The sequence below is a fragment of the Rhizobium glycinendophyticum genome (assembly GCF_006443685.1).
In the GTDB taxonomy this organism is placed as follows: domain Bacteria; phylum Pseudomonadota; class Alphaproteobacteria; order Rhizobiales; family Rhizobiaceae; genus Allorhizobium; species Allorhizobium glycinendophyticum.
On the sequence record NZ_VFYP01000005.1, the window covers coordinates 61,075 to 86,253 of the forward strand.

Sequence of the window (25,179 nt, forward strand, 5' to 3'; positions counted from 1 at the left end):
AGAGAGGCATGCTCAGCGTCCGCTTTGGCGAACTGCCGAGGGAAGCTCCTGTTCCTGACCGTTCAACGAATGCAGACGCAGTGATCGCAGCTAAGGGATTGTCTTTGTGCTGTGAGACATTACCTTTCCGCAAGTTCGCAAGGAAATCGCAGATGTATACCGGTATCGTCCAGACCGTGGCCCCCGTCGAAAACGTCGTCCGCCACGACGGCTACACGACCTTCCATATTCGCTTCCCCGAGAGGCTGATGGCGGATCTGCAAATCGGCGCCAGCGTATCGGTCGAAGGTGTCTGCCTCTCCGTAACATCGATGACGGGTACGGACGTCACCTTTGACGCCATGGATGCAACGCTGGAGCGAACCAATCTGGGCGCGCTAAAAGCAGGGGATCACGTCAATATCGAACGCTCCGCAAAGCCGACGGATGAAAACGGCGGTCACAACATTGCTGGCCATGTCGCGACGACTGCGGAACTCGTTGCCGCTAAACTGGAGATGCCGGGCGCATTCATCCGGTTCAAGGTGCCCGAGGATTGGGCAAAATATATCTTCAAGCGGGGTTACCTTGCCGTCAATGGCGCCAGCTTGACCGTCGCAGAGGCTGATCGGGATGTTTTTACCATCAACCTGATCCCGGAAACGCTGCGGCAAACGACTTTCCCCCGTTACGAAACCGGCGATTTCCTCAACATCGAGGTGGATCACCAGACGATGGTGATGGTCGACGTGGTGGAACGGACACTTGAGCGACTAATGGCCAAGCGTTGAGGGGTTAGTGGCGGCTATGGAAGCGCCCCATGGGGGTATCCTTCATCAGCGCAGTCAGAACCTTCCGATAATCCGCCGGCTTGGATGCGCAGAGTTCTTCCGGAATCCCGTTGGCTTCGATCTCCTTGATCGCCGAGCCAGACACGATGCGAAACGGTATCCCCGCCTGGCGCAGTTTTTGAACGATAGGCGTAACGGCGCCGTCCCGGACCTGGAAGTCGAGGATGGCACCCGAAATGTGCTCCGTAGACAGGATCTCGAGTGCATCCCGGACAGTCTCCGTGGTGATCACGGCAACGCCGGCACGTGAGACGGCGTCTGCCGCATCCATGGAAATGAAGACATCGTCTTCGACGATGAGAATGGTGTCGATCGCTAGTGCATGTCGCATTTTCGCTCTCCTTTTGCCACCACAACGCGAGCGCCGGCGCTTTGTTCAGTTTTTCTTAAATTGATAATTGATATGGTAAACAGAGCCTTAAGCCCACTGAGAAGCCGAAAATTGTTCCCTCACTGCAACGTTGGCAGCGCCTTCAATCCTGGAGAGGGAACAACGCTGCCAAGCCCTGCGTTTTCACGTCGAAACGAACGGGAGACACTCCATGCAGATCATTGCAACCAAAGTCCATGAACCGACCGCCGTCGATTCCGCTTACACCGTCGAATTCGAAGGCGACGGCGGTGAGCGCGTATCGGTGGTCATGGCGCAGTCGGCCAGCGGCGGCCTCACCCGGGAGAACGCTCTCGAGAAGGCTCAGGTCATCCTGCTCCAAGCTGCAAGCTTTGGCTCGGCTTCGGAAAGCGCACCGCATGTTCGGGAAGACCTCGATCCGGACGTCGATCCAAGCGCAGCAGTGGAGAGCCTGATCCAGGAACGCGAAGAGCGCGAGGAGAAAGGGAGCGAGCTGGAAAAGGGTCTTGAAGATACTTTCCCCGCGAGCGATCCGGTCTCCACCACCTACACATCAACGGCCGCCCGGGATCAGCAGAGCTGACTTATATTTGCCGGTGGTTTCGGTTAACCACCGGCAAAGGCTGACGACGACCCCTAGAGGATAGATATGTCGCAGGTACTCGCTGCTTTTGGAACGCCGACATCACTTGATATCTCGTCCATCGTCATGCGCCTGCTGATTGCGCTTGCCTGCGGCGCAGCCATTGGCTTCGAACGCGAATGGCGCAGCCATGCTGCAGGACTGCGCACTCATATCCTTGTATGTCTTTCCGCCGCTATCGTTGCCATCCTCACCATAGAAATCGCGCATCATCCGGCTTTCGACCGAGAAGAAGTGAGGCTCGACCCCCTGCGTCTCGTCGAAGCTGTGACGGCTGGCGTTGCTTTCCTGGCAGCCGGGATGATTGTTTATTCAAAGGGACGGGTGAAGGGCCTCACGACCGGAGCGGGGCTTTGGTTTGCTGGCTCGATCGGCCTTTCTTGCGGATTGGGCTTCTGGCAGATCGGCCTGATCGCCACAGGATTTGCCCTCAGCGTCCTGTGGCTGGTGACGCTGCTGGAATACAGAATCCCCAAACGTGAGGAAGACTGATCCCCGCAGGGACTATCGTAGAAGGCTTTGGCCTCCGTCGACCCAGACCGGCGATCCGGTCACGTGCCGCGACGCGGATGAGAGCAGAAAGCTAATCACCTCCGCGACTTCTTCGATTGTGCCCGACTCGCCCCCCGTCAGAGGAATGTCGCCTTCGGGAAACTTCACCGGGACTTCCGTTTCTTCCCGACCGCGCATCGTCGTGTTGTCATTGATACTTGTATCGATGGCCCCAGGACAGACCGCATTAATGCGGATTCCGTGACGTCCCAGTTCTAGCGAAAGCTGCTGCACCATCGCCAACTGGGCAGCCTTCGTCGCCGAATAAGCGGTCGCCCCCGGCGTCGTAAACGTTCGTGTACCGTTGATCGAAGACACGATGACGATCGCCCCCCCGGTCTGCTTCATCGGCTTTACACTGTGGTGGAGGGTAAGATAGGTTCCGCGCAGATTGATCGCGATGGTTTTGTCGAACTCCTCAGGTGTCAGATCATCAATCGGGGCCCAGGTGCCGTTGATCCCGGCATTGGCGACAACCAGGTGCAGCGCTCCATTCACGGCGGTCAGCGTTTCCACGGCACGCTTCATTCCGGTATCGTCGCTGACGTCGGCAACCAGGAGCATGCCGCGACCTCCAGCGGATTCGATTTCGGCAAGCGCATCCTGCAGTTCATCCTCTGTCCGCCCCAGCAGCCCGACAAAAGCGCCGCCCGCAGCAAGTTTCAAAGCAGCCCCCCGCCCGATCCCGGAACCGGCTCCAGTGACGAGAGCTGTCTGATCGGCAAATTCCTGCGTTTTATGTATCATGCCTTCTTCTCCACAGCGTGGTCGGGCTTGCCTTTGCGCTTGGTCGCCGCCAGCTCCTCGAGCTGACGCTCGCTCATGCTCTTTTCCATGCTTTTTGAAGCGCCCTTCAACTCAGATATCTTGGCATCTCCTCGCTTGGCTGCGAGGGCGGCGCCAGCCGCCTTTTGTTGTGCTTTGGACTTTGCCGGCATGCTAAAAATCCTCCCGATCTCGTTGCTGCGAGAGGAAGAACCGCAGTTCTTGACGAATGTTCCGGAGGAGCGCCGGAACAAAGACCTTCCCCGCCGCTTTACGCGAGGTAACGCACGCACCGAGGATTTCATGGACACGAACAGCAAGCACTTCCACGTCGAGGCCGGGGACTGGCACCGCTTTGGCGCACATTTCGACGGGAAAGGCACGAACTTCGCTTTGTTCTCAGCTCATGCTGAGCGGGTAGAACTCTGCCTGTTCGACGACAGCGGCAAGATCGAAACAGCAAGGATCACGCTGCCCGAATACACCCACGAAGTCTGGCACGCTTATCTTCCGGATGTAAAACCGGGCCAGCTCTACGGCTATCGGGTTCACGGGCCTTATGATCCGGCCAATGGCCACCGTTTCAACCCCAACAAGCTCCTGCTCGACCCCTATGCGCGCGAACTTGTTGGAGACTTCGACTGGAACAAGGCCCATTTCGGCTACGATCTCGACAGCGAAGAGAAAGATCTCACCTTCAACGATCTGGACAGCGCGCCCTACACACCCAAGTGCCGTGTCGTCGACCCCTTTGCCGACCAGACGCCCAACAGCTTCGCAGGCGTGCCATGGGCGCGGACGATTGTTTACGAGACGCACGTCAAAGGATTTACCCAGCTCAACCCGGCCATCCCCGAGGACCTTCGTGGCACCTTCGAGGGCCTCGGGCACAAGGCGGCGGTGGACTATATCAAGAGACTCGGGATCACGTCGGTGGAGCTCTTGCCCATCCATGCCTTCCCCGATGACAGCCACCTGCTCGACAAGGGCCTGCACAACTACTGGGGCTACAATACCATTGGCTTCTTCTCTCCAGCCAACCGCTATTATGGCCCGAAGGGTATGGCAGGCTTCAGAGACATGGTCCGCGCCTTCCATGACGCCGGGATCGAGGTGATCCTGGATGTAGTCTACAACCACACCGCCGAAGGTAACGAGCTGGGTCCGACGCTCTCGTTCAAGGGCATCGACAACTTCTCCTACTACAGGACCATGCCCGACAATCATCGCTATTACATCAACGATACCGGCACCGGAAACACCGTCAACACGTCCCATCCGCGTGTCCTGCAGATGGTGCTGGACAGCCTGCGCTACTGGAAAGACGAAATGCACGTCGACGGCTTCCGTTTCGACCTAGGCACCATTCTCGGTCGCGAGCCTGAGGGTTTCGACGAGCGCGGCGGTTTCTTTGACGCTGTGACGCAGGATCCTTCTCTCTCAAACGTCAAGCTGATCGGCGAACCCTGGGATATCGGACCCGGCGGCTATCAGGTCGGCGGCTTCCCGCCGGGCTGGGCTGAGTGGAACGACAAGTACCGTGACTCCACCCGCGAATACTGGCTGAACGGCGACAACTGCGCACAGGATTTCGCGGCCCGGCTTCTGGGCTCCGGTGACCTCTACGACACGCGCGGACGGCGCCCCTGGGCCAGTGTCAATTTCATCACGGCCCATGACGGCTTCACGCTGAACGACCTCGTCTCGTACGATCAGAAGCACAATGATGCGAATGGGGAGGACAACAACGACGGTCACAACGACAATCGGAGCCACAATTACGGCCACGAGGGCCCGACTGACGACGAGGGCATCAATGCCTTGCGTGAGCGGCAGAAGCGAAACTTCCTCGCAACGCTTTTCTTCTCCCACGGCACGCCGATGCTTCTTGCGGGGGATGAGTTCGGTCGCTCCCAGATGGGGAACAACAACGGCTACTGCCAGGACAGCGAGATCAGCTGGCTCCACTGGGAAAACCTGCCACAGTCCTGCGAGGATCTGCGCACCTTTACCACACGCTTGATTGCCATGCGCGCCAACCAGCCCTTGCTACGGCGCGAGAATTGGCGGGATGGCATGATAATCGACTGGTACAATCTGACCGGCGGCGCGCAGAAGCCCGAACACTGGCTGGACGGCAACCCGCTTGCTCTGAAACTTCTGCGTCAGGATCTCGAGCAGGAAGACGGCGTCTGGCAGGAAGTGCTGATGTTGTTCAATCCTGTCGCTCAAGACATGGAGTTTACGATTCCACAAGCCGGGGGCGGGGAATGGACGCTTGAGTTGACCACGTCCGATCCCGACCGGTCAGGCGACACGGTCGCAGAAGCCACGAACTTTATTATGGAGGCCCGCTCTTTCGCTCTGTTCCGGAGAGCCTAAGTCCACGGCTACGACGAGGGTTGGTCAACCCGCGTCAGGACTTCGAAATCATAAAGCTGCCCGGCGACAGAGATGCGTCGGGCAGAAATTGTCACTTCGATCACCTGCCCGTCAGCACCGTGAATTTCGCCCCGCTGGCCGCTATATCCGCCATCCCGATCAAGAAGGCGCAGCCGTTCCGCGCGCGCCTCGTTGCCCGAGACAACGCCAGAGGCAACCATCTCACTCCCGCGGATTTCATCCCAGCTCTTACCGATCAGGTCCAGATAGGCCTGGTTGACCCGCACGTAACGGGAATTCCTCTGACCAATGCTGGAGATGGAAAAGGCGACGGGTGAAAGCTCAAACAGCGCCTGAATCACGGGACCCGACAGCGCAGTCGCTTCGGCCTGCTCGATCAGGTCGCGAGTAAATCCAGGTTCTTCAGTTTCATCCGAGATTTCGTAATCAGCAGGCAGCGCCAATTCATCTCGCAAGACCGCAACCAGCCTCCACAGGTCGACCTCGAGAAAATGCGCCTTATGCGCGTCATCCACCTTGTCCAGAGATCGTGGAATGGATGCGATCGAAGCCTCCAGGCGGGACCTCTCCCGGCTCTCTTCCGTGGACGCCAAAATCGCTCCGAGCTTTCCAACCGTGACGTCTCGCAGGATTTCGTAGGCTTGCTGCAACTGCGACGACCGCGCGGCCTCGACTTCCTCTATTGGGAGGGAACCATCGGAAACGGAGAGGTTTTCGAGGATATTCCATACGCTCTCTTCCTCGGGACAGTCCTCGTAGCCGGGTATTCCCTGCGGCGCATAGCGCACAAGGGCGAGGATGGTTTCCACTCCGAAAGAATTCACATCAGCGGGAGCCGTCGCTCCTTGAGCATCGCCCTTGACCGCAGTAAGGCGCGTCGGCCCACCATTATCGTCGAAATAGACGCTAACTTCGGTCACGGAATCCGGAAAATTCAACCAAGGGTGCTCCGCCCGGAATGCCGAGAGAGCTGCTGTATTGAGAACCGTAACGGCGTACATGCCATTTCCTCCACTGCCGGCGATCATACCGCAGCATCGCCCCGACCACCGTCAGGATCATACTCAATCGGCCCGCCAAGTCATGCGTAGCTGTGAGCACGAACACTACAAGTCACAAGTGTAGAAACGCTTAAATTCGGATATAATTCCAAAGGTATGACGCAGGAATGCGACAGCCGCATCCCTCCAATTAAAGGGTATGCGGTTGTCGAGGAGGATTTTTTAGAAGAAGGCCTGGATGCCCGTCTGAGCGCGGCCGAGGATCAGCGCATGCACATCATGCGTCCCCTCATAGGTGTTCACGGTCTCCAGGTTCTGCGCATGACGCATAACGTGATATTCGATCTGGATGCCGTTGCCGCCATGCATGTCGCGCGCCATGCGCGCGATGTCGAGCGCCTTGCCGCAATTGTTGCGCTTGACGATCGAGATCATTTCCGGCGCGAACTGATGTTCGTCCATCAGGCGACCGACACGAAGTGAGGCCAGCAGGCCGAGCGAGATCTCGGTCTGCATGTCCGCGAGCTTCTTCTGGAAGAGCTGCGTACCGGCCAGCGGCTTGCCAAACTGCTTGCGGTCGAGGCCATATTGCCGTGCCCGATGCCAGCAGTCTTCGGCGGCTCCAAGTACGCCCCAGGAAATGCCGTAGCGGGCGCGGTTGAGGCAGCCGAAGGGCCCCTTCAGGCCTGAGACGTTCGGCAGAAGCGCATCCTCGCCGACCTCGACACCATCCATCACGATCTCACCGGTGACCGAGGCGCGGAGCGACAACTTGCCGCCGATCTTAGGCGCCGACAGACCCTTCATGCCTTTCTCGAGAACGAAGCCGCGGATGTCGCCGCCATGGGCTTCCGACTTTGCCCAGACAACGAAAACGTCCGCGATCGGAGCATTGGAAATCCACATCTTCGAACCGCGCAGGCGGTAACCGCCTTCGATCTTCTCGGCGCGGGTCTTCATGCCGCCCGGATCGGAGCCGGCATCCGGCTCTGTCAGCCCGAAGCAGCCGATGAGTTCACCTGAAACGAGGCCCGGCAGATACTTGTCCTTCTGCTCTTCGGAGCCATAGGCATAGATCGGGTAGATGACCAGCGACGACTGGACGCTCATCATTGAGCGGTAACCGGAATCCACCCGCTCGATTTCCCGCGCAACCAGCCCGTAGGACACGTAGTTCGCGTCAGCCGCGCCGTATTTCTCGGGGAGAGTTACGCCAAGGAGACCAGCCTGCCCCATGAGGCGGAAGAGCGCCGGCTCGACGGTTTCCCCGAGATAGGCGTCTGCCACCCGCGGTGCGAGTTCAGCCTTGGCAAAGGCCGCAGCTGCGTCCTGGATCATCCGCTCGTCCTCGCTGAGGATTTCGGACATCAGGAAAGGGTCACTCCAGGAAAAGGGCTGCATCTCGCTCATAATCACCGCATCCGTTTTTGGTTGTCGCTCACAGATTGCTCATATCGAACCATTAAACAAGCCATGTTTACTCATGTGGCTATTAGGTCTAGTCATGACGAATGCTGACACATCAACGCCGCTTCCTCCCGTCGACCAGCGCACTCGCCGCCTTCGATTCTGTCGCAAAGCTCGGCAGTTTCTCGGCGGCCGCCAATGAACTGGCACTCACACAAGGCGCCATCAGCCGCCAGATCGGCCTGCTGGAGGACCAGCTGGGCGTCAAACTGTTCGAGCGTACCAATCGCGGCGTTGAACTAACGGCAATAGGCCGGACCTATGCTAAGGGCATCGGCGACGCGCTGGCGACTATCCGAACTCTTTCCCTTGAAGCGATGGCAACGCGTGATGATACCCATCTGAGGCTGGCCATCCTGCCGACCTTCGGCACACGCTGGCTCATGCCGCGCATGCCGGATTTTCTGGCCCGCAACCCCGCCGTCATCATCGATTTCGCCACCCGCATTGGCCAGTTTGATTTCGAGGGATCGGGGATCGACGCTGCGATCCATATCGGCGAGCCAAACTGGCCCGGAACTGATTGCCAGTTCCTGATGCACGAGATGGTCGCCCCCGTCTGCAGTCCCGCCTTTCTCGCGGAAAACCCGGTGCGACACCCGGAGGATCTGCTGTCGAAACCGCTCTTCGACATGGCCTCGCGTCCGCGCGCTTGGGAGCAGTGGTTCGCCTCACTCGGCATGCAGGAAGGCCATGGCGGCGGCATGCGCTTCGAACAGTTCTCCAACGTCGTGCAAGCCTGCCTGGCCGGCCTCGGCATTGCGCTGGTGCCGACATTCCTGATCGAGCCAGAACTCGCAAGCGGTCAGCTGGTGCGCGCATTCGACCACGAGGTAAAAAGCGCCAGCGCCTATTATCTGGTCAGGCCGCTATCGCGCATGGCTTATGGTCCCGCCAGCGCTTTTGCCGCCTGGATCCTCGATCAGGCTCGCGACTTCACTGGCGTCGCACGCATGGGATTACGGGTCTGAAGCGTCCCTCTGGTACTGACTTTGCAGATATCGCCAGACTGTGTCGGCTGCCGATTGACAAGCCACTGACATGCTCCAAAAGTATCCTCGACAAGGCTGAAACTGAAATCGGCCTCCGGGGAGAACGCTATGTCTACGCGCCGTCTGTCGGTCATTCTTGCAATGATCCTGTCACTCTTTGCTGTCGGAATTCCGGCAACGGCTCAGGACAGCCGCACAGTGGTCACGGTTGGTGACGCTGACTACTTCGGCTTCGACCTGCGAACCGAGAAGAACATATCGCAGGACGAGTGCGAGGCGAGTTGTATCGCCGACGATTCCTGCCGCGCCTTCACCTATAATCCAAAGGTGAAATGGTGCTTTTTGAAGTCCGACTACAATCAGATGAACAGCTTTGTAGGTGCCGTCGCGGGTCGGATCGTCGAGGCTGCCGCGGAGGACGATATTGGCGCGCCTGCACCGCTCACCTTCATTTCCGAACAGCTGAAGACGGACGCGCGTAACCAGCGCGATAGCCTGACCTTGCCGCCGGACCGTGAAGGCGCAGGTCGCCAGACTTTGATCGACGAGGCACGCGCGGCCATCGCCGGAAGCAATGTCGACGCGGCGATGGCCGCGCTCAAAGGTGCCCTGTCCATCGACCCGGACGATGCTGCCACTTGGCTGGAACTGGCACGCGTCGCCAATACCGTCTCCAACAACTACACCTACGCCAACGAAGCGGCGATGGCAGCCATCAATGGCTACGGCCTGACCCGGGGTGCCGCGACCCGCGCCGATGCTCTGGCCACACTCGCCCTTGCCCTCGAAAAGAGCGAAAACTACCGCGCCGCCTTGAACGCGTATAAGGCAAGCCTCGAACTATCGGCCAATGCGCAGGTGCGCGCAGCCTTCGAGGACCTCCGGTCCCGTCAAGGCTTTCGCATCGTCGGCAACACAGTCGATTCCGATGCTGCATCGCCGCGCGCCTGCGTTGAGTTTTCCGAACAGTTGATCAAGCGCGGTATCGACTACGCCCAGTATGTGACACTCGATGGCAAGCCGCCGAAGGCCGTCGAAGCCAAGAACAACCAGATCTGCGTCGAAGGCCTTGAGCATGGCGGTCGCTATCGGCTCGCCATTCGCGCTGGCCTGCCGTCCTCCGTTGAGGAAAATCTGGAAGCTCCGGTCGAACTTGAAGTCTATGTCCGCGATCGGTCGTCCACGGTCCGCTTCACCGGTGACAGCTTCGTTCTGCCGTCCACCGCCCGGCAGGGCATCCCGCTGGTGTCGATCAATTCGGATAATGCCAAGCTCGCCCTTTATCGCATCGGCGACCGCAACATAGCGCCTCTCCTGGCCTCCTCGCAGTTCCTGACCCAGCTCGACGGATACACAGCAAGCCGCGTCGAGGACGAGATCGGCGAACTGGTCTGGCAGGGCACGATCGACATCACCAATCAGCTCAACGAGGAAGTCGTCACCAGCATCCCGCTGCAGGAGGCACTGCCGACCCGAAAGCCCGGGATCTATGTGTTGACCGCCGTGGCAGCCAACAGCACCGCCGAAAGCTGGGACAGCCGCGCCACCCAGTGGTTCGTCGTCTCCGATATCGGCCTCTCGACCTTTGCCGGCACTGACGGATTGCACGTCTTTGCACGCTCCCTTGCCACTGCCGCGCCGCTGGAAGGCGTTGAGCTGCAGTTGCTGGCGAAGAACAACGAGATCCTGGCAACCGCCAAGACAAACGCCGAAGGTCGGGCCCGCTTCGATGCCGGCCTCCTGAAGGCGAGTGCCGCCCTGGCCCCGGCCGTCATTACCGCCCATACAAGCGACGACGACAATGTCTTCCTCGACATGACCCGCGCCGGCTTCGACCTCTCCGACCGCGGCGTCACCGGCCGCCCGGCACCCGGTCCCGTGGACGTCCTCTCTTGGACCGAACGCGGCATCTACCGCCCCGGCGAAACCGTCCATGTCGCAGCACTTGCCCGCGACACGGAGGCCGATGCGATTAACGGCCTGCCGCTGACCTTCATCTTCCTCCGTCCCGATGGCGTGGAGTATCGGCGCATGTCGGTCTCAAGCGAAAGCCTCGGCGGATACGCCGTCGAGTTGCCTCTGCTCGCAAATTCGATGCGGGGCACCTGGAGCGTCGCGATCCACGCCGATCCAAATAAGCCAGCGATCGCCCAATCCTCCTTCCTGGTGGATGATTTCGTCCCGGACCGCCTGGATATGACACTTGCAAGCGACGCGACCGCGCTGTCGCCGGATGGAAATGCGACAGTCAACGTCGAAGGCCGCTATCTCTACGGCGCGCCGGCAGCTGGCCTGTCGCTTGAAGGCGAACTGGTTGTCACTCCCACCAGCAGCCATGCAGATTACCCCCGCTACAGCTTCGGTCTCTCCGACGAGGAAGACGTCGAAGGCGTCCGCGTCCCGTTTGAAGCACTCGATGCGCTCGATGAAGATGGCAAGACCAGCATCGACGTCTCGATCACCGATCTGCCGTCGACGACCCGACTGCTGAACGCCGATGTGGTGCTGAGGCTGCGCGAAGGCGGCGGCCGGGCGATCGAACGGAAGCTGACGCTGCCAGTTACTCCGGAAGGCCCTGTCATCGGTATCAAGCCGGAATTCGAAGGCGACGTCGCCGAAAACAGCAATGCCACCTTCAACCTGATCGCCATCGGTCCGGACTCGACGAAGCAGGATCTCCCAGCGGCCAAGTGGAAGCTGGTCAAGCTCGAGCGGAACTACCAGTGGTACCGCGAAGGGTCATCCTGGCGCTATGAGCCGATCACCACCACCAAGCTCGTCGCCGATGGCACGATCGACATCAAATCGGAGGGAACGCCGCTCTCTGTCCCTGTCGCCTGGGGCAGCCACCGCTTGGAAGTGGAACAGGGCGGCTCCGTCTCCAGCTTCGACTTTGACGCCGGTTGGTTCGTCTCGGCAAGCTCGACGGAAACGCCGGATGCGCTGCAGGTCGGCCTCGACAAGGCGACCTATGACATTGGTGAAACGGCCCATCTCAAGATCTCGCCCCGCTTCGAAGGGAAGGTTCTCGTCACTGTCGGAACGGACACCCTGATCACATCACAGGTCGCGGACGTGTCGGCGGCAGGTGCCGAGATCGACCTTCCCGTTACCGCCGATTTTGGTGCCGGTGCCTATGTCACCGCCACCCTGTTCCGGCCAGGTGAAGCCCAGGAAAGCCGCATGCCCGCCCGCGCCATCGGCGTGGCGTGGCTTGCCGTCGATCCGGGTGCAGACAAACTTGCGGTGAAAATCGCAACGCCCGAGAAGACCCTCCCGCGCCAGCCTCTGGAAATCCCGATCGAGGTCGCGGGTGCCGGCATCGGCCAAGAAGCCTATATCACCGTCGCCGCCGTCGATGTCGGCATCCTCAACCTCACCCGCTATGAGGCCGCCGATCCCGAAAGCTATTATTTCGGTCAACGCCGCCTGGGACTCGAACTGCGCGACCTCTATGGCCGCCTCATCGACGGCTCCCTCGGCGCGACAGGCAATCTGCGCACAGGCGGTGACGGCGGCGAGGTCGCTCTCCAGGGCAACCCGCCCAAGGAAAAGCTCGTCGCTTTTTTCTCCGGCCCTGTGAAGCTCGATGCGAGCGGCAAGGCAACCGTGTCTTTCGATATCCCGCAGTTCAACGGCACCGCTCGCGTCATGGTCCATGCCTGGTCCAAGACCGGTGTTGGTCATGCACAGGCGGACGTCATCATCCGTGACCCGGTCGTGGTAACAGCCAGCCTGCCGAAGTTCCTGGCCCCTGGAGATGACAGCAGCCTAAGGCTCGATATCGCGGCAACCGACGCACCCGACGGCACCTACACTGTGGTCGCCACCGGCAACGGCCCCGTCACGGTGGGAGGGAATGCATCCAACGAAGTCACGCTCGCTTCGGGCAAGACGACGACGCTCACCCTGCCACTCAAGGCGGACAGGCCGGGACAAGGTTCGATCGACATCGCGCTCACAGGAGCCGGTGGCATTGCCATCAGCCAGTCGCTGGATCTCCCCGTGCGCCCCGCGACCCTGCCGATCACCCAGCGCCAGGTGATCGCTGTAGGACCCGGGAAGAGCCTGACGGTGGACGGCAACCTGCTCGCCGACAGCCTGCTGGAAGGTGCCTCGGTCAGTCTGAACGTCACACGGGCAGACGGGCTGGACGTGCCGGCCCTGCTGATGGCGCTCGACCGCTACCCCTATGGCTGCGCCGAGCAGACAACCAGCCGCGCGCTGCCGCTGCTCTACTTCGACGAACTGGCGAAGGTCTCCGGTCTGTCGGAGGATCCTGAAATCGCCAAGCGCGTTCAGGATGCGATCTTCCGCGTGCTCTCCTACCAATCCTCCAGCGGCTCCTTTGGCCTCTGGGCTCCGGGTTCGGAAAGCCTGTGGCTCGACGCATATGTGACGGATTTTCTCACCCGTGCTCGCGAACGCAAGTTCGACGTGCCGGAAGAGGCGCTCGTCCGGGCGCTGCAGAACCTGCAGAACCGCATCGCCTATGACAATGACATTCGCACCCGCGGCAACGAGATAGCCTATTCGCTCTATGTCCTGGCACGCAGCCGCAAGGCTTCGCTCAGCGACCTGCGCTACTATGCGGACACTATGCTGGGCGACTTCCCGACACCTCTGTCCAAGGCACATCTTGCTGCAGCCCTATCCCTCTATGGGGACTCGCACCGTGCCAACATGGTCTTTGCCGACGCGTCGGGCATGTCGGAGCAGGCACGTCTGACTCCCGTCAGCTTCAGCCGTACAGATTACGGCTCGTCGCTGCGTGACGCCGCAGGCGTCCTTGCGCTGGCCGCCGAAAGCCGGCCAATGCCGCCTGTCGTCCCGGTTCTCGCGAAGATCGTCAAAGAAGAGTGGAATGCGAAGCAGACGCTGAGCACGCAGGAACAGACCTGGATGCTGTTGGCTGCACGTGCCCTGCAGCAGGACGATTCCGGCCTGCAGATCGATGTCAATGGCGCGGACCGGACGGGATCCTATGCCGCGACCATCCCTGGCGATGCCTTGCTGCAGACGCCGGTTACCGTCACCAACAAGGGCGGCGAGCCGGTCAGTGCGGCGATCACCACGGTCGCAGCACCGGTCGAGCCACCGGCTGCCGGTGGTGAAGGTTTCGAGATCAGTCGCACCTATTACACTCTGGACGGCGAAGAGGCGAACATCACGGAAGCCAAACAGAACGAGCGTTATGTGGTCGTTCTGGAGGTGACCGAAGAGGACGCATGGCCCGCCCAACTGCTGATCACGGATCTGCTCCCGGCTGGCTTCGAGATCGACAATCCGAGCTTGGTAGACAGCGCGGCTCTCACCAACTTCGACTGGATCGGTGAGACGGAAGTGGCCCATCTCGAATTCCGCAACGATCGCTTCGTGGCGGCCGTGAACCGGGCCGAAGGCGAGGATGGTACGATCACGCTGGCCTATGTGGTGCGTGCGGTAACCCCGGGTACATATGATCTGCCGGCAGCCGCCGTCGAGGACATGTATCGCCCGCAACTCTCCGCAAGGACGGCAGCCGGTGGCATGACGGTCTCGGCGGGCCCCTGATGATCCGCTATCGAAAGCCCCTGATCGTCTTTGCCGCGGGCATTGCCGTAACGGGGCTTTCGCTGTTTGCCCTCGACTGGGCGGATAAGCGCTTTCCCCCGCCGATCGCAGCAGCACGGACCGTTTCGACTGAGATCCTCGACCGCGATGGGCAACTGCTTCGGGCGTTTGCAACACGCGAAGGTCTCTGGCGATTGAAGACCACGGCAGACGATGTCGATCCGGCCTTGATCCGCATGCTCGTCGCTTATGAGGACCGCCGCTTCGATCAGCATGCAGGTGTGGACGTGCTAGCCCTGGGGCGTGCGGCCTGGCAATTCGCCACCAACGGCCGCATCGTCTCGGGCGCCTCCACCCTCTCAATGCAGGTCGCACGCCTGATCGAACCCCGGCGCGAGCGGTCGCTGACTGCCAAGCTGATCCAGATAGCGCGCGCCCTCCAGTTGGAACGTCGCCTGTCGAAAAGCGACATTCTCGACCTTTATCTCACCCATGCCCCCTATGGCGGCAATCTGGAAGGCGTGAGAGCCGCAAGTCTTGCCTGGTTCGGCAAGGAACCGAAGCGGCTGACGACCGCGGAGGCAGCCCTGCTGGTTGCCCTGCCGCAACTCCCCGAAAAGCGCCGTCCCGACCGCTTTGCTGACAACGCGCTTCAGGCTCGCAAACGTGTGTTGGAGCGCGCTGAAGAGGCCAAAATCATCGAACCTTCAGAGGTCACCTTCGCCTTGAACGCGGACTTGCCACGGGCGCGCCGCCAACTTCCCGCCCTCGCCCCGCATCTGGCCGAGGCAGCCAGACGAGCGGACCCGACTGCGGAACGTCACCAGACCACCCTGCTCCGTCCCGTGCAGGAAAAGCTTGAAACGCTCGCTGCCGAAACGGCTCGCAAACTCGATCCAAAAGTCTCTCTCGCCCTGATCATGGCCGACGCCACCACCGGCGAGATCGTCGCCGAAGTCGGCGCTGCCGACTATTTTGACGCGAGCCGATCGGGCTGGATCGACATGACCCGGGCCGAGCGCTCGCCCGGTTCGACACTTAAGCCTTTCATCTATGGCCTCGCGTTTGAACTGGGGCTGGTAGCGCAGGAGACGATCGTCGAGGATCGTCCGGCTGATTTCTTCGGCTATCGGCCGAAGAATTTTGACATGCATTACCAAGGCGATGTCAGCATCCGCGAGGCGCTGCAATTGTCGCTCAACGTGCCGGCTGTTCGGCTGCTCGACAGCGTCGGCCCGTCCCGCCTCATGGTTCGCCTGCGCCGGGCAGACGTTTCCTTGAAACTGCCGCCTAACGAAGTCCCGGGCCTCGCCATCGCACTCGGCGGCGCCGGTGTGACCCTGAAAGGGCTGGTGCAGCTCTATGCCGGGCTCGCTAATCGCGAACAACCTGTCAGGCTCGGCGACGGCGTGAGGGACAAACCCGGACTCATCGACGACCAGCCCCTGCTGGAACCGACTGCCGCCTGGACCGTGGCCGACATCCTCGGTGCCGTACAGCCGCCCGCTGGCAGCCCCCCGGCCGGCATCGCCTACAAGACCGGCACGAGCTATGGCTACCGCGATGCCTGGTCGGTGGGCTATGATGGCCGCTATGTGCTGGGGGTCTGGATCGGTCGCCCGGACAATGCCGCCGTTCCGGGGATATCCGGCTACAAGACCGCAGCGCCGGTGCTGTTCTCGGCCTTTGCCAAGTCTGGCCTGGCGGGCACCGCGCTCCCCCGCGCGCCCGCAGGCGCCACGCATCTCGGAGCAAACGATCTTCCTGTTGGCCTCAGGCGCTTCTCGATCAATCCGAATGGGCTGGTTTCCGCCTCGGCGCGGGAGAAACCCCCACAGATCGTCTACCCGCCGGAAGGCGCACAACTGGAGCTTGGTCGAGATGCCGCTGGAACGCCGCTTCCGCTGGTCATGAAGATGCAGGCAGGCCGGGCCCCCTTCCGCTGGTTGGTGGATGGAAAGCCGATGACCGACTCCACCCGTCGGCGAAGCGGCGAATGGCACCCACTCGGCCAGGGCCAGGCCACCTTGACCGTGGTCGATGCCGACGGGCGTGCAGCCTCGGTGAATGTCTTCATTCGGGAGTAAGTCGACGTGATCCGTCGGAATGGCCGGTGCGTACATCAAACGGAAAGACACCCGTTCCGGAGAACCACGCCATGCATTCCAGCCTTGCAACCGGACTGATGACGCTGCTGACCCTCGCCTGCAGCTTCGCGACGGCTTTCGCCAACGAACGTTTCACCGCGAAGGATATCCAAGAGGATATCATCGGCAAGCGCGTGTATCTCGCTGTACCTTTGGGCGGCGAATTTCCATTGAACTACCGGAGGAATGGCCAGGTCGACGGTTCGGGCGAAGCTCTGGGCCTCGGTCGCTTTGCCAAGCCGAATGATACAGGTCGCTGGTGGATCAAAGGCGACCGGCTCTGCCAGCAGTTTACCAGCTGGTACAAGGGCCAGCCGATGTGCTTCGAGCTGCAGCGCATCAACGACAAACAGCTCAAATGGACGCGCGACAACGGCGATACCGGCACCGCCCGCATTGGTCGCGACATCTAAACGGCTGCTTGCTTCGGTACGACCGCAAATCCATCGTCCTTCGAACAATCAAGGAGCGGTACATGGCTGATTTGCGTACGCGCCCCTTGGGCGCAACGGCAACGCTCGGGAAACGAGGCTACCCGCAGATCCGTTCCGCGACAGGCGGCAAGATCGACGTCGTCACCGGCGCCTCCGAACCTGGCTTCAATCCGCTCGACCTTTTGCTTGCGTCTTTAGCTGCCTGCCTGAGCATGAGCGCGAGGATCGCGGCGCGGGACCTTGGGTTAGCCGAGAGGATCTCAGGTGTGCGGGTCGAAGTAACCGGCGAAAAAGCCGAAGAGGGGCCTTCGCGCTTCGCGGCCTTTACCGTCTTCTTCTATTTTGAGGGGAGCCTGACTGCCGAAGAGCAGCTCGATATAGGATACCGCGCCGAAGGAATCTGCACCGTCAGCAACACCTTGGCTGTAAGACCGCAAATCATGATCGACCCGTCTACGCCGCAACCAGATCAAGGGTAAGGCGATCTGGTTCGCCCTGACAAATCCGCTCGATCGCCTGGGCAAAGGGATAGGCCCGCTGATCCTCGACAACAAGCGAAAATAGGGTCATGCACGAGCGGAATTTCAGATCGTCGGGCGACCCGAAGATCTCGTGGAGCGAACGGTCCAGAACGGCGAGCACCGCCTCAGTCGCCTGCACCAGGCGTGGACCCAGGATCGGATGCTCGAGATACATTCGAGCCTCCTCCCTGCCGGCAAGTCCGTAATGACGAGCCGTGGCTGAATGGCCGAGGTCGCGCAACTGCGGGAAGATGAACCACATCCAGTGGCTTTCCTTGCGACCACGTCGAAGTTCGGCGATCGCGCTCGCGAAAATGGGCTCTTGAGCCAGCAGGAAACGGTCAGCGTCCCAGACATCCATATCTTAAATCCTTCTCAACCCTCCCACGGTAACGCGGCAGCAGCCGTTCTGTTCTCGGAAAGACATCGAGCTTGAAATCCGGATGAGAGATACCATTTCCGCAAGACGCCTTCACACGTCTTGACCTTTTTGTGAGCTTCGGTGAGAACAAGGCGTGGCGCAACGTTAAGACGTGCGATCGAACCTGGTGCCGGGCCCCTCTGGCGAGAGTTTACGGCGCTCTCGTGATGTCGGTACCGCCAGCAATCGTCAGCCGGCGGATTCAGAACACAATGAATATTCGGATCATGCTTCATGCGAAGGCGTGCGGAACGCGTCGCATGCTCAATTCATATCTCCCGATGGTGGAGGCCCAGTCGTGACGACATCGACATCAACCGGCACACAGACCACTCTCGGCTATTTCCGCTGGGCTTTCATCGTGACCATCATCGGCCTCATCCTCGGCGGCCTGCTCGGCTGGCAGATGACCGGAACGATCGGCGGCATGGCGACCGTGTTCTTCATCTGCAGCGTGCTCGCGGTTCTGGAGATCTCACTGTCTTTCGACAATGCGATCGTCAATGCGAACAAGCTGAAGGACATGACCCCCGTATGGCAGCAACGCTTCCTGACCTGGGGTATCATCATTGCCGTCTTCGGCATGCGTATCATCTTCCCGCTGCTGATCGTCGTGATCGCGGCAAAGATCGGCCCGATCGACGCCATCGTGCTCGCCGCCCGCGAACCGGCTGAATATGCGCGCATCATGAACGAGGCTCATCTGCCGATCGCCGCCTTTGGCGGCACTTTCCTGATGATGGTTGGACTGACCTATTTCTTCGACCATGAGAAAGACGTCCACTGGATCGAAATTCTCGAGAAGAACATGGCCCGCTCGGCCTCGATCAAGGGCATCGAGATCGCGGTCGTCCTGTTGCTCATTCTGCTCTTCTCCAACCTTCTCGAAGGTGAGGAGGCGACGACCTTCGTCTATTCGGCAATCTATGGTCTTGTGACCTTCCTGGCGGTTGAAGTGCTGGGCGGCCTGCTGGACGCCTCGCAGAAGACCATGAGCGAAGCGGCCAAAGGGGGTCTCGGCGCCTTCATCTATCTGGAAGTGCTGGATGCCAGTTTCTCCTTCGATGGCGTCATCGGGGCTTTTGCCTTGACCCAGAACCTCTTCGTCATCGCCATCGGTCTCGGCATCGGCGCCATGTATGTGCGCTCCATGACCATCATGCTGGTCGAAAAGGGCACGCTCGCCGAATACCGCTATCTCGAACACGGCGCCTTCTACGCCATCCTGATCCTTTCGGTGATTATGTATGTCCAGACGCTGGTACACATTCCGGAAGTCATCACCGGGCTCGGCGGTGCGACCCTCATCGGCATCTCGCTCTGGTCGTCGATCCGGTACAACAGGCGGGAACGCGAGGAAGAAGAACGCGCCGCTCGCGAAAGCGTGGCAGAGAACATCTGATCTCGTCCTTCAGCAACGACAAAGGCCGACGGGAAACCGTCGGCCTTTGTCGTTTTAGCTCTCATAATATGCCGTCAGTCTGGACCGACATCAGCATCTTGCGACCCGGTCTTCGGCAGCGATCCTGCACCCGGCGTCTTCATCTGATCCTGCAGTTCCGGCTTGTCGTGCGGGCCAGCCGCCGGCAGATCTTTCGCCGAAGAGCCTTTTTGGTCCGCCACGGCCTTATCGTGCTGAGACGTGCTTGTGGTGTTCATCGATACCTCCATTTCTGTCGTTGGAAACAGACGTAAGGCGGAAAGGGTTCCGCCCAGGAGATCTTTTCGGGAACCGCCAGCCATGGTGCGTGTTGGGTTGCCATGATGACCGATGCGAGGAGAGAGATCATGATCATCGAAAACCACCGCCTGCAGCCGGACCCGCCCGAGGGTGATCGCAAGACGATCGACCGCGAACTGGAGCGCCAGGATGACGAATTCGAAGACGAGGCCGAACCGAGCGAACAGGGGGTTGAGCTCGACCCGAAGAGGCGCATCGACTGACGCGAACCTTTGCATTCCTGAGACAAGGAGCACGCCATGAACAGCAGACTTCCACCCGTTCCCGAGGAAAACCGCAGCCAAAAGGGCAGCGGTGATACCGGCGCAGAACGGCAGCCCGACAACCAGCACTTCAACCCTGAAAAAGATCCCGACAAACTGGGTCAGCAAGGCAACAGCAAGCTGAACACCACGCATCAGGGATACCAGCAGGACCGCTAGGAGGCCGACATGTCTACTTCAACGAAGAGCCCTGAGACCATCCGCCAGGGCGGGCCGGGCGCATCACACGAGAATGCCAAGGCACCGAAGCAGGTGGAGAAGCCGCCGGCAAAATCAGATGCCAAGACGAAAAGCGACGTATCTGGCGGGGGCGGCGAAAGGGACCGTCACCATACCCATGATGCGCAGCGAAAGTGACACCATGAACACCGCAAACCCGCAGTTGGAAGGCCTGTATCTCGCGCTATCGGCACTGGTCCGTCAAATGATCACCATAGGGGTCCTGTCGCAGGAGGACCTCGATACGGCCATGGCGCAGGCGCGAGAGCAGGCCGAGGCAGATTTCGAATCCTCACCTCTGCCCGATGCCAACAGGAAGGCCGTACTCTTCCCGATCGAGCTTCTTGCCCTTGCAGGAAAAGGTGAGGCCGAAACATTCCGGGCACTCGCCCGCCGCGTCGCCCTCGGCACCTGAACTTCCTTCCGCAGAAGAGCTTGGCGGGCTTGCCTCGCCAGAAGCTGCACCTACATCGGGGAGAGTTAGGCTCTGCGCCAGGAGGTGAAAATCGGATGAACGAGAGCGCGTCTCCCGAACCGGGTGAAGCTACCCAGCGAATGCGACGCCTCAGCGAGCATGCGACGGCGGCTGGCTCCGTGAGCTTCGACGAGTTGCTCTCCACGATGGGCCGCGCCAGTATTGCCTTCGCAATCCTCATTCTCGCCCTTCCGGCACTCACACCGATACCGGGACCCTTCGGCTTTGTCTTCGGCAGCTGCCTTGCCGTGGTCTCGCTGCAGATCCTTGCAGGCTACAGCCGCATACGGCTCCCGTCCTTCCTTGGTCGACGTCGGGTTTCCGCAGAAACGATCGAGCTCATCTTCCGCTACACCGCTCCGCTCGTCACGCGCATTGAGGCATTCCTGAAGCGCAACCGCATGCGTCACCTCGCCGGACCACGTGCGCAGGCCCTCCTCGGACTTCCGGTCCTTCTCCTTGCCATTGCTGTTGCTTTGCCCATTCCCTTCGGCAACTTTCTGCCAGTCGGTGCGCTCGTCATGATCGCACTGGGGCTTATGGAGCGGGACGGCCTGGTGATCATGATGGGGCTCGGCCTCGGAGTGATCGCGCTTATAGCCTCCGCCGGCCTTGTCTTCGCTGCCATGCAGGGCGTGGGCTGGATAATCGCGACGTAAAAAAATCGCTGGGTGATGGAATAAACCTGCCGCTTGCTCCGTATATGGAGCATGACGACGAAAGCGAACCCGTTCAACGTAATTGGCCAACTCGCAGCTCTGCGACGCTACGCCCGGTCGCTCGTCCGCAATCCGGACGAGGCCGAGGATCTCGTTCATGACGCCCTCGTTCGTGCACTGGAACGCAAGTCTAGCTTCCGCAGCAGCGGCAGCCTGCTCAACTGGCTGATGTCGATCCTGCACAACACCCATATCGACAGGCTCCGCAGCCGTCGCGCAAGCGATCGTCGGCACGCCGCCGCCGCTGAACTGGTCGATCTCGTCGCTCCGCCCGATCAGGAGCATTCCGTTCGGCTCGCACAGGTACGCGACGCCTTCCTCGCTCTTCCAGAAGACCAGCGCGAGGCACTGCACCTCGTGGCGATCGAGGAGCTCTCCTATCAGGAAGCCGCCGATGTCCTGAACATCCCGGTGGGTACGCTGATGTCACGCATCTCCCGAGCCCGGGCGCGGTTGCGCGCCATGGAGCAAGGCGATGGGGAAGTCACGGTGCCTCATCTCAAAATCGTTGGAGGATATCACGATGACCAGCAATGATCCCGTGATCGAAACGGACCTGCATGCCTATGTCGACGATCAGCTGGACGTGGCGCGGCGGATCGAGGTTGAGGCCTATCTCTCGGAAAACCCTGTCGTCGCTGCCAAGGTTATGGCTGATCTGCGGGTGAGAGATGAACTGAGGCTGGCACTGGCCGGGATGCCGGTGACGGCGCGGCACGAGACGCGGGATGTCGCCAGACGGCTCGAGAGCGCACTGAACGGCCGAAGCAGCCTCGAATTCATCCGCCGGGCGGCCGCGATCCTGCTTCTGGTCGGCGCCGGTTGGGCAGCCCACGGCTGGATTGCGCCGGGCGGTGTCGGCGAGGTGGTGGCGTCCGTACCTCCACCGCAATTCGTCGAGGAAGCGATCCGCGCGCACCAGACGGCGGAATTGCGCGGACAGATCCCGTCTCAGGCCGACAGCCGGATCTTCAACGCTGCGGAGATCCGTTCTGCGACCGCGATCGTGCTGCCCGAGATGCCGCAGGCCTGGGCCATCCGCGACGCCCAGATCTTCCCCTCGGCCTATGGCCCGAGCGTGGAGCTCGAGGTCGAACCGGAAACAGGAAAGCGGCTATCGCTCTTTGCCGTTCGCCCCGGAAGCTTTTCGGTGCAGCAGGTCCTGGTAAAGCAGGACGGTGATACGCAGGCGGCCTACTGGCAGATCGGCGAGGTCGCCTATGCGCTGATCTCAGAGACATCCAATCCGGACAGGCTGGCCGAACAGGCGCGCCAGCTCGCCCGTACCCTTTACTGATCCAACCAAGGAGGAAACATCCATGGATCCCATCCAGAACCGCTTCGGTTACGGGGCTCAGGCCCAATCCGCAGCGCTGTTTGACGAAGGCCTGCGCCAGCACATGCTGCGCGTCTACAACTATATGGGCCTAGGCCTTGTGATCACCGGCATCGTCGCCTTCGTGGTCAGCCAGACGCCGGCACTGTACGTGCCGATCTTCCAGACCCCGCTGAAATGGGTCGTGATGCTGGCGCCGCTCGCCTTCGTCTTCTTCTTCTCGTTCCGCATCCAGACCATGTCGGCTTCGACCGCACAGATCGCCTTCTGGGCCTTCTGCGCCGTGATGGGTCTCTCGCTCGCCTCGGTCTTCCTGGTCTTTACCGGGACCTCGATCGCGCGCACCTTCTTCATCACGGCCACCATGTTCGGTGCGATGAGCCTCTACGGCTACACCACCAAGCGTGACCTATCGAAGTTCGGCTCCTTCCTGATGATGGGTCTGATCGGCGTGGTCATCGCCTCGGTCGTCAACATCTTCATGGGCTCCAGCGCCCTGCAGTTCGCCATCTCGGTCATCGGCGTCTTCGTCTTCGTTGGCCTGACCGCCTGGGACACGCAGAACATCAAGGAGCAGTATGCCGAGAACATGGATCAGGAAAGCCAGCAGAAGCTCGCCGTCTTCGGCGCCCTCTCGCTCTACCTGAACTTCGTCAACCTGTTCCAGCTGCTGCTCAGCCTCACCGGCCAGCGCGAAGAATAATATAGAAACGCGTCGGGAGAACGCTTCAACAAGAAACGCCCGGGTTTTTGCCCGGGCGTTTCGTATTGAGGTTGGAAGTATTTCTTCAGACGATGCCGCCCGAACCGCCCTTGACCGCAGGCCGCTCAGCCGAAACCTTGGCGCGGTATCCGCTGACACGGTAGGTCGCGACCGGATCGATGGCGCCGCCGGCGCGACGGCGTGCTTCCGCCAGGATCGGCTCGACATCCGTACGATAGGCGCGCTTCAGGGTCTCCGTCGCCATCAGCGCATCATTGCCGTCCTGATAACCGGCAAGGGCTGCACGATCGACCAGCAGCGCCTGGGCATAGGCGCGGCGGATCTCGTTGGCACTGGAGATCAGGCTCTCGATCGGATCCGTCACATTGTGGCTCTGGTCGATCATATGCGCCGGATGGAAGCCCGTAACCCCACGATATTCGGCATCAACCAGTTCATTGAAGACCAGGAAAAGGCGATAGGGCTCGATGGAACCGGCATCCAGGTCATCGTCGCCATACTTGCTGTCGTTGAAATGGAAGCCGCCGAGCTTGCCGAACTGGATCAGGCGGGCGACGATCATCTCGATATTCGTGTTCGGCGCGTGGTGCCCGAGGTCGACGAGGCACTGCGCCTTGGGACCGAGCGTCTGCGCGATCAGAAAATTCGTGCCCCAGTCCTGGACGACGGTCGAATAAAAGGCCGGCTCGTACATCTTATGCTCGGAGAACAGACGCCAGTCCTCCGGAAGCGCCTTGTAGATTTCGGCCATGGCGGCGAGATAACGTTCGAAGCTCTTGGTGAAATTGGTCTGGCCGGGGAAGTTCGAGCCATCACCGACCCAGACTGTCAGGGCCTTCGAGCCGAGTGCAGCACCAAGCTCGATACATTCGATATTGTGCTCGACGGCCTGTGCCCGCGTCGCCGCATCGACATGGCTGAGCGAGCCGAACTTGTACGAATGGGCCTGATCGGCGCCATCCGAGAACGTATTGGAGTTCATCGCGTCGAAGCCGAGACCGAGCGTTTCAGCCTTCGCCTTGAGTTCCTTCGGATCGGCCTTGTCCCAAGGGATATGCAGCGACACGGTCGGCGTCGCGCGCGTCAACTGTTGGATCACACCGCAGTCATCGAGCTTGTCGAAGATGTGGCGCGGCTCGCCCTGCCCTGGAAAACGGGCAAAACGGGTGCCGCCAGTGCCGACACCCCAGGACGGAACAGCGACGAAAAACTCCGACACCTTGTCGGTGATCGCGCCGATGTCGACGCCGCCTCGGGCGAGCTTTTCGCCAAGCGCTCTATAATCGGCATCGAGAGCCGCTGCGCGCCGGTCGTTATCGGCAGCGACGATATCGGCTGCAATCCTGAAATCACTCATGTTTTCCTCCACATCGCGCGAACGATTTTGTTCCAAGCGCGTTTATCTGCAACATCCCCTGACAACCGGAGCCACCATGGACGTACTTCGCATTCTGATTGCCATTCTCCTGCCGCCGCTCGGAGTTTTCCTCCAGGTCGGCATCGGCCTGCACTTCTGGCTCAATATCCTACTGACCCTTTTCGGCTACATCCCCGGCATCATTCACGCCATCTGGGTGATCCTCCGCAAGTAGGATTCCGCTGTGGCATTCGCGCCGCAGCG

27 protein-coding genes are annotated in these 25,179 nt (G+C 60.6%); 19 read left to right on the forward strand and 8 right to left on the reverse strand.

The window, feature by feature from the left end:
- Positions 1-152 precede the first annotated feature (152 nt).
- A complete protein-coding gene (locus FJQ55_RS20605; protein WP_140831510.1) occupies positions 153-770 on the forward strand; it encodes a riboflavin synthase subunit alpha in 618 nt (205 codons plus the stop codon).
- A gap of 4 nt (positions 771-774) precedes the next feature.
- Here FJQ55_RS20605 and FJQ55_RS20610 read toward each other — a convergent pair whose 3' ends face one another.
- A complete protein-coding gene (locus tag FJQ55_RS20610; protein ID WP_140831512.1) occupies positions 775-1,161 on the reverse strand; it encodes a response regulator in 387 nt (128 codons plus the stop codon).
- Positions 1,162-1,372: 211 nt separating this feature from the next.
- On the opposite strand from FJQ55_RS20610, the gene FJQ55_RS20615 reads away from it, so the two are divergent.
- Positions 1,373-1,765, forward strand: coding sequence for a hypothetical protein (locus FJQ55_RS20615; RefSeq protein ID WP_140831514.1), 393 nt, complete (start codon positions 1,373-1,375; stop codon positions 1,763-1,765).
- A 66-nt stretch (positions 1,766-1,831) separates the two neighbouring features.
- Positions 1,832-2,317 (forward strand): MgtC/SapB family protein, encoded by a 486-nt coding sequence (locus FJQ55_RS20620; RefSeq protein ID WP_140831516.1) that lies wholly within the window; start codon positions 1,832-1,834, stop codon positions 2,315-2,317.
- Between the two features lie 12 nt (positions 2,318-2,329).
- Here the strand turns inward: FJQ55_RS20620 and FJQ55_RS20625 are convergent, their stop codons facing one another.
- Entirely contained in the window at positions 2,330-3,124 is a 795-nt protein-coding gene (locus tag FJQ55_RS20625) for an SDR family oxidoreductase (RefSeq protein WP_140831518.1), read from the reverse strand.
- Positions 3,121-3,315 carry a DUF3008 family protein gene (locus FJQ55_RS20630; RefSeq protein ID WP_140831520.1) on the reverse strand — a complete coding sequence of 65 codons (195 nt, stop codon included), beginning with the start codon at positions 3,313-3,315 and terminating at the stop codon, positions 3,121-3,123. Before FJQ55_RS20630 ends, FJQ55_RS20625 begins: the two co-directional genes overlap by 4 nt.
- 130 nt (positions 3,316-3,445) lie before the next feature.
- Here FJQ55_RS20630 and glgX point away from each other — a divergent pair, with 130 nt between their 5' ends.
- Positions 3,446-5,524, forward strand: coding sequence for a glycogen debranching protein GlgX (glgX, locus tag FJQ55_RS20635; protein ID WP_140831522.1), 2,079 nt, complete (start codon positions 3,446-3,448; stop codon positions 5,522-5,524).
- An 8-nt stretch (positions 5,525-5,532) separates the two neighbouring features.
- Here the strand turns inward: glgX and FJQ55_RS20640 are convergent, their stop codons facing one another.
- Positions 5,533-6,546, reverse strand: a complete 1,014-nt coding sequence (locus tag FJQ55_RS20640) for a PAS domain-containing protein (RefSeq protein WP_140831524.1) — start codon at positions 6,544-6,546, stop codon at positions 5,533-5,535.
- 222 nt (positions 6,547-6,768) lie between these two features.
- Positions 6,769-7,956, reverse strand: a complete 1,188-nt coding sequence (locus tag FJQ55_RS20645) for an acyl-CoA dehydrogenase (protein ID WP_140831526.1) — start codon at positions 7,954-7,956, stop codon at positions 6,769-6,771.
- A 101-nt stretch (positions 7,957-8,057) separates the two neighbouring features.
- Here FJQ55_RS20645 and FJQ55_RS20650 point away from each other — a divergent pair, with 101 nt between their 5' ends.
- The 5 genes from FJQ55_RS20650 to FJQ55_RS20670 all read left to right on the forward strand — a co-directional run bounded on the left by FJQ55_RS20650 (position 8,058) and on the right by FJQ55_RS20670 (position 17,618).
- Positions 8,058-8,984: a LysR family transcriptional regulator gene (locus FJQ55_RS20650; protein ID WP_140831528.1), complete on the forward strand. Its 927-nt coding sequence runs from the start codon at positions 8,058-8,060 to the stop codon at positions 8,982-8,984.
- Positions 8,985-9,113: 129 nt separating this feature from the next.
- A complete protein-coding gene (locus FJQ55_RS20655; protein WP_140831530.1) occupies positions 9,114-14,558 on the forward strand; it encodes an alpha-2-macroglobulin family protein in 5,445 nt (1,814 codons plus the stop codon).
- Positions 14,558-16,645, forward strand: coding sequence for a penicillin-binding protein 1C (pbpC, locus tag FJQ55_RS20660; RefSeq protein ID WP_140831532.1), 2,088 nt, complete (start codon positions 14,558-14,560; stop codon positions 16,643-16,645). The genes FJQ55_RS20655 and pbpC overlap by 1 nt, the downstream gene beginning before the upstream one ends.
- A 26-nt stretch (positions 16,646-16,671) precedes the next feature.
- A complete protein-coding gene (locus FJQ55_RS20665; protein ID WP_425467565.1) occupies positions 16,672-17,118 on the forward strand; it encodes a hypothetical protein in 447 nt (148 codons plus the stop codon).
- Between the two features lie 62 nt (positions 17,119-17,180).
- The gene (locus FJQ55_RS20670; RefSeq protein WP_140831536.1) at positions 17,181-17,618 is read left to right on the forward strand and encodes an OsmC family protein; all 438 of its coding nucleotides are present in this window, start codon (positions 17,181-17,183) and stop codon (positions 17,616-17,618) included.
- Here FJQ55_RS20670 and FJQ55_RS20675 read toward each other — a convergent pair.
- On the reverse strand, positions 17,593-18,021 hold the full coding sequence (locus FJQ55_RS20675; protein ID WP_140831538.1) for a DUF1810 domain-containing protein: 429 nt from the start codon (positions 18,019-18,021) through the stop codon (positions 17,593-17,595). The two genes, FJQ55_RS20670 and FJQ55_RS20675, sit on opposite strands and share 26 nt — an antisense overlap.
- A 358-nt stretch (positions 18,022-18,379) precedes the next feature.
- On the opposite strand from FJQ55_RS20675, the gene FJQ55_RS20685 reads away from it, so the two are divergent.
- A complete protein-coding gene (locus FJQ55_RS20685) occupies positions 18,380-19,483 on the forward strand; it encodes a DUF475 domain-containing protein (RefSeq protein WP_140831542.1) in 1,104 nt (367 codons plus the stop codon).
- A gap of 74 nt (positions 19,484-19,557) precedes the next feature.
- Here the strand turns inward: FJQ55_RS20685 and FJQ55_RS20690 are convergent, their stop codons facing one another.
- On the reverse strand, positions 19,558-19,740 hold the full coding sequence (locus tag FJQ55_RS20690; RefSeq protein WP_140831545.1) for a hypothetical protein: 183 nt from the start codon (positions 19,738-19,740) through the stop codon (positions 19,558-19,560).
- A gap of 129 nt (positions 19,741-19,869) precedes the next feature.
- Between FJQ55_RS20690 and FJQ55_RS23370 the strand changes: the two genes are divergently transcribed.
- The 8 genes from FJQ55_RS23370 to FJQ55_RS20725 all read left to right on the forward strand — a co-directional run bounded on the left by FJQ55_RS23370 (position 19,870) and on the right by FJQ55_RS20725 (position 23,537).
- Positions 19,870-20,025 carry a hypothetical protein gene (locus tag FJQ55_RS23370; RefSeq protein WP_161597012.1) on the forward strand — a complete coding sequence of 52 codons (156 nt, stop codon included), beginning with the start codon at positions 19,870-19,872 and terminating at the stop codon, positions 20,023-20,025.
- A gap of 36 nt (positions 20,026-20,061) precedes the next feature.
- Complete coding sequence (locus FJQ55_RS20695) at positions 20,062-20,244, forward strand: hypothetical protein (RefSeq protein ID WP_140831547.1); 183 nt, start codon at positions 20,062-20,064, stop codon at positions 20,242-20,244.
- 9 nt (positions 20,245-20,253) lie between these two features.
- Complete coding sequence (locus tag FJQ55_RS20700; protein ID WP_140831549.1) at positions 20,254-20,442, forward strand: hypothetical protein; 189 nt, start codon at positions 20,254-20,256, stop codon at positions 20,440-20,442.
- Positions 20,443-20,446: 4 nt separating this feature from the next.
- Positions 20,447-20,719 carry a hypothetical protein gene (locus FJQ55_RS20705; protein ID WP_140831551.1) on the forward strand — a complete coding sequence of 91 codons (273 nt, stop codon included), beginning with the start codon at positions 20,447-20,449 and terminating at the stop codon, positions 20,717-20,719.
- Positions 20,720-20,814: 95 nt separating this feature from the next.
- Entirely contained in the window at positions 20,815-21,438 is a 624-nt protein-coding gene (locus tag FJQ55_RS20710) for an exopolysaccharide biosynthesis protein (protein WP_140831553.1), read from the forward strand.
- 51 nt (positions 21,439-21,489) lie between these two features.
- Positions 21,490-22,035: a sigma-70 family RNA polymerase sigma factor gene (locus FJQ55_RS20715; protein WP_140831555.1), complete on the forward strand. Its 546-nt coding sequence runs from the start codon at positions 21,490-21,492 to the stop codon at positions 22,033-22,035.
- Positions 22,022-22,795, forward strand: coding sequence for an anti-sigma factor family protein (locus FJQ55_RS20720; protein WP_140831557.1), 774 nt, complete (start codon positions 22,022-22,024; stop codon positions 22,793-22,795). Before FJQ55_RS20715 ends, FJQ55_RS20720 begins: the two co-directional genes overlap by 14 nt.
- A gap of 22 nt (positions 22,796-22,817) precedes the next feature.
- On the forward strand, positions 22,818-23,537 hold the full coding sequence (locus tag FJQ55_RS20725) for a Bax inhibitor-1/YccA family protein (protein WP_062284088.1): 720 nt from the start codon (positions 22,818-22,820) through the stop codon (positions 23,535-23,537).
- An 85-nt stretch (positions 23,538-23,622) separates the two neighbouring features.
- Here the strand turns inward: FJQ55_RS20725 and rhaI are convergent, their stop codons facing one another.
- Entirely contained in the window at positions 23,623-24,915 is a 1,293-nt protein-coding gene (gene rhaI / locus FJQ55_RS20730; protein ID WP_140831559.1) for an L-rhamnose catabolism isomerase, read from the reverse strand.
- 76 nt (positions 24,916-24,991) lie between these two features.
- Here rhaI and FJQ55_RS20735 point away from each other — a divergent pair, with 76 nt between their 5' ends.
- Positions 24,992-25,150: a YqaE/Pmp3 family membrane protein gene (locus FJQ55_RS20735; protein ID WP_140831561.1), complete on the forward strand. Its 159-nt coding sequence runs from the start codon at positions 24,992-24,994 to the stop codon at positions 25,148-25,150.
- Positions 25,151-25,179: the final 29 nt, after the last annotated feature.

Coding starts and splice junctions, on each gene's coding strand:
- FJQ55_RS20605 (WP_140831510.1), top strand. CDS start 153: ATGTATACCGGTATCGTCCAGACCGTGGCCCCCGTCGAAAACGTCGTC.
- FJQ55_RS20610 (WP_140831512.1), bottom strand. CDS start 1,161: ATGCGACATGCACTAGCGATCGACACCATTCTCATCGTCGAAGACGAT.
- FJQ55_RS20615 (WP_140831514.1), top strand. CDS start 1,373: ATGCAGATCATTGCAACCAAAGTCCATGAACCGACCGCCGTCGATTCC.
- FJQ55_RS20620 (WP_140831516.1), top strand. CDS start 1,832: ATGTCGCAGGTACTCGCTGCTTTTGGAACGCCGACATCACTTGATATC.
- FJQ55_RS20625 (WP_140831518.1), bottom strand. CDS start 3,124: ATGATACATAAAACGCAGGAATTTGCCGATCAGACAGCTCTCGTCACT.
- FJQ55_RS20630 (WP_140831520.1), bottom strand. CDS start 3,315: ATGCCGGCAAAGTCCAAAGCACAACAAAAGGCGGCTGGCGCCGCCCTC.
- glgX (WP_140831522.1), top strand. CDS start 3,446: ATGGACACGAACAGCAAGCACTTCCACGTCGAGGCCGGGGACTGGCAC.
- FJQ55_RS20640 (WP_140831524.1), bottom strand. CDS start 6,546: ATGTACGCCGTTACGGTTCTCAATACAGCAGCTCTCTCGGCATTCCGG.
- FJQ55_RS20645 (WP_140831526.1), bottom strand. CDS start 7,956: ATGAGCGAGATGCAGCCCTTTTCCTGGAGTGACCCTTTCCTGATGTCC.
- FJQ55_RS20650 (WP_140831528.1), top strand. CDS start 8,058: ATGCTGACACATCAACGCCGCTTCCTCCCGTCGACCAGCGCACTCGCC.
- FJQ55_RS20655 (WP_140831530.1), top strand. CDS start 9,114: ATGTCTACGCGCCGTCTGTCGGTCATTCTTGCAATGATCCTGTCACTC.
- pbpC (WP_140831532.1), top strand. CDS start 14,558: ATGATCCGCTATCGAAAGCCCCTGATCGTCTTTGCCGCGGGCATTGCC.
- FJQ55_RS20670 (WP_140831536.1), top strand. CDS start 17,181: ATGGCTGATTTGCGTACGCGCCCCTTGGGCGCAACGGCAACGCTCGGG.
- FJQ55_RS20675 (WP_140831538.1), bottom strand. CDS start 18,021: ATGGATGTCTGGGACGCTGACCGTTTCCTGCTGGCTCAAGAGCCCATT.
- FJQ55_RS20690 (WP_140831545.1), bottom strand. CDS start 19,740: ATGAACACCACAAGCACGTCTCAGCACGATAAGGCCGTGGCGGACCAA.
- FJQ55_RS23370 (WP_161597012.1), top strand. CDS start 19,870: ATGATCATCGAAAACCACCGCCTGCAGCCGGACCCGCCCGAGGGTGAT.
- FJQ55_RS20695 (WP_140831547.1), top strand. CDS start 20,062: ATGAACAGCAGACTTCCACCCGTTCCCGAGGAAAACCGCAGCCAAAAG.
- FJQ55_RS20700 (WP_140831549.1), top strand. CDS start 20,254: ATGTCTACTTCAACGAAGAGCCCTGAGACCATCCGCCAGGGCGGGCCG.
- FJQ55_RS20705 (WP_140831551.1), top strand. CDS start 20,447: ATGAACACCGCAAACCCGCAGTTGGAAGGCCTGTATCTCGCGCTATCG.
- FJQ55_RS20710 (WP_140831553.1), top strand. CDS start 20,815: ATGAACGAGAGCGCGTCTCCCGAACCGGGTGAAGCTACCCAGCGAATG.
- FJQ55_RS20715 (WP_140831555.1), top strand. CDS start 21,490: ATGACGACGAAAGCGAACCCGTTCAACGTAATTGGCCAACTCGCAGCT.
- FJQ55_RS20720 (WP_140831557.1), top strand. CDS start 22,022: ATGACCAGCAATGATCCCGTGATCGAAACGGACCTGCATGCCTATGTC.
- FJQ55_RS20725 (WP_062284088.1), top strand. CDS start 22,818: ATGGATCCCATCCAGAACCGCTTCGGTTACGGGGCTCAGGCCCAATCC.
- rhaI (WP_140831559.1), bottom strand. CDS start 24,915: ATGAGTGATTTCAGGATTGCAGCCGATATCGTCGCTGCCGATAACGAC.
- FJQ55_RS20735 (WP_140831561.1), top strand. CDS start 24,992: ATGGACGTACTTCGCATTCTGATTGCCATTCTCCTGCCGCCGCTCGGA.